At 57.7% G+C, this 2,818-nt stretch carries 2 protein-coding genes and 1 pseudogene; all 3 read right to left on the bottom strand.

Translation table 11 applies throughout. From position 1 onward, the window contains the following. Positions 1–290, bottom strand: a pseudogene (locus tag D8U18_RS12355) (cytochrome o ubiquinol oxidase subunit III); the annotation flags it as partial. 3 nt (positions 291–293) lie between these two features. Beyond that, on the bottom strand, positions 294–2,324 hold the full coding sequence (gene cyoB / locus D8U18_RS12350; RefSeq protein WP_056855102.1) for a cytochrome o ubiquinol oxidase subunit I: 2,031 nt from the start codon (positions 2,322–2,324) through the stop codon (positions 294–296). Positions 2,325–2,327: 3 nt separating this feature from the next. After that, a partial coding sequence (locus D8U18_RS12345; protein ID WP_177435017.1) for a COX aromatic rich motif-containing protein occupies positions 2,328–2,818 on the bottom strand: 491 nt, incomplete at its 5' end.

The following is a 2,818-nucleotide window of genomic DNA, read 5'->3' as shown; positions in this document are numbered from 1 at the left end:
TTGCCCTTGTACAACGCCAGCATGGCGAAGCCGTAGGTGATCGAACTGAACAACAGCAGAGCGGTTTCGCCCAGCACGTATGGCAGTTCGAAGATGTCGTGGCCCGACGGGCCACCCGCTACGTTGTTAACCAGTACCGCGTATACCGCAAAGATCGATGCAAACAGAATGCAGTCGGTCATCAGGTAGAGCCAGAAACCGTATACGGTCATCTCGCCCGAGTCGTGGTGGTGGTCATCGTGCCCATGGTCACCATGGGCGTGTCCAACATTGGTCACTAAGTTCGACATGGTTTAAGCCTGTTCCAACGAGGTTTCAACACGGGTGGCGGTGGCCGGGATTTTCCCTGCCGCGACCAGACGCTTGTGCTGCTCGGCTTCGATGCGCTCGATCGTTTCTACCGGGACCATATAGCCCTGGTCGTCACGTGCAGCGTGGATCGCGAAGTAGACGACAGTGCCTACCAGGCTGGCGATGGCCAGCCACCAGATGTGCCAGATCATGGCGAAACCGAACACGGTCAACAGAGCACCCATGACCACACCGGTGGCGGTGTTGTTTGGCATGTGGATCGGCTCGTACTTGGCCGGAGCCTTGTACGCGGTGCCGTTTTCCTTGGCTTCGGTGAACGGGTCGATGCAGTCAGCCTTAGGCAGCACAGCGAAGTTGTAGAACGGTGGTGGCGACGAGGTCGACCATTCCAGCGTGTGGGCATTCCACGGGTCACCGTGTTCGCACATGTTCTCTGGCTTGTTGCGGTCACGCACACTGACGTACAGCTGGATCAGTTGGCAGGCGATACCGAAAGCGATCATCACCGCACCGAACATGGCGACGTACAGGTACGGCACCCACTCAGGGTTGGTGGTGGCGTTCAGACGACGGGTCATGCCCATGAAGCCCAGTGCATAGAGCGGCATGAACGCGACGAAGAAGCCCGAGATCCAGAACCAGAACGCTGCTTTACCCCAGCCTTCGTGCAGCTTGAAGCCGAACGCTTTCGGGAAGTAGAACGCGAAGCCAGCGATGTAACCGAATACCGCACCGCCAATGATCACGTTGTGGAAGTGCGCGATCACGAACAGGCTGTTGTGCAGCACGAAGTCAGCACCCGGGATGGCCAGCAGTACGCCGGTCATGCCGCCGATGGCGAAGGTCACCATGAAGCCCAGGGTCCACAGCACCTGGCTGGTGAAACGCAGACGGCCCTGGTAAATGGTGAACAGCCAGTTGAACAGCTTCACACCCGTCGGGATGGAGATCAGCATCGTCGCCAGACCGAAGAAGGCGTTGACGCTCGCACCCGAGCCCATGGTGAAGAAGTGGTGCAGCCAAACCATGAAGCCCAGTACCGAGATCGCGCCCGAGGCGTAGATCATCGAGTGGTGGCCGAACAGTTTCTTGCCGGTGAACGCCGAGATCACTTCCGAGAAGATGCCGAATGCCGGCAGGATCAGGATGTAAACCTCAGGGTGGCCCCAGGCCCAGAACAGGTTGACGTACATCATCGGATTGCCACCAAGTTCATTGGTGAAAATGTGGAAATCCATGTAACGGTCAAGGGTCAGCAGTGCCAGGGTAGCGGTCAGGATCGGGAACGAAGCCACGATCAGGACGTTGGCCCAGGTGCAGGTCCAGGTGAAGATCGGCATGTCCATCAGCTTCATGCCAGGGGTACGCATTTTCAGCACGGTGGCCAGGAAGTTGACCCCCGTCAGCGTCGTACCTAGCCCGGATAGCTGTAGCGCCCAGATGTAGTAATCCATCCCCACGCCCGGGCTGTATTGCAGGCCCGACAGCGGCGGATAGGCAACCCAACCGGTCTTGGCGAATTCGCCGACGCCCAGGGACAGGTTGATCAGCACTACGCCCGATACCAGCAGCCAGAAACTCAGGGAGTTCAGGAACGGGAAGGCAACGTCACGCGCGCCGATCTGCAGCGGCACTGCAAGGTTCATCAGGCCGGTGAAGAATGGCATCGCCATGAAGATGATCATGATCACACCGTGAGCGGTGAAGATCTGGTCATAGTGTTCAGGTGGCAGGTAGCCAGGCGAACCCTCGGTGGCCATGGCCAGCTGGGTACGCATCATGATGGCGTCGGCAAAGCCGCGCAGCAGCATGACCATGGCGACGATGATGTACATCACGCCGATTTTCTTGTGGTCGACCGACGTCAGCCACTCGGTCCACAAGTAGGTCCACTTCTTGAAGTAGGTGATTGCAGCGAACAGTGCCAGACCACCGAGCGCGATCATGGCGATGGTCACCATCACGATCGGTTCGTGGAACGGGACCGCTTCCCAACTTAATTTACCAAACATCGTTTACTCCTCTGCCCCGGCAGCTGAATGCGAGTTCATGTCCGTAGCGGCCACTTCTTTCTCTTTCTTCTCGTGCTTCACCTTAGGACCCGGTTTCATGCCTTCGTACTTGTCGACGATGATCTGGAACAGGTTCGGCGTAACCGAGGAGTAGAGCTCGACTGGGTTGTTCTGGCTCTGCTTGGAAAGGGCTGCGTATTCAGCTTGTTCAAGCTGTTTAGGTGCCTTTTTGACTTCACTTACCCAGGCGTCGAATTCTTCCTGGGAAGTTGCGATCGCTTTGAATTTCATACCGGTGAAACCGGCGCCGCTGTAGTTGGCGGAGATGCCTTCCATTTCAGCGTTGCGGTCGGCGATCAGGTGCAGCTTGGTCTGCATGCCCGCCATCGCGTAGATCTGGCCACCCAGGCCCGGGATGAAGAACGAGTTCATCACGGCGTCGGAGGTGATCTTGAAGTTGATTGGCGTGTGCGCCGGGAACACGATCTTGTTGA

It is taken from the genome of Pseudomonas sp. Sample_10 (assembly GCF_004321495.1).
GTDB lineage: Bacteria > Pseudomonadota > Gammaproteobacteria > Pseudomonadales > Pseudomonadaceae > Aquipseudomonas.
This window is presented reverse-complemented; position numbering and strand designations above follow the sequence as displayed.

What these genes read in the sequence shown, in the direction of transcription:
- cyoB (WP_056855102.1), bottom strand. Translation starts at nt 2,324, where the DNA reads ATGTTTGGTAAATTAAGTTGGGAAGCGGTCCCGTTCCACGAACCGATC.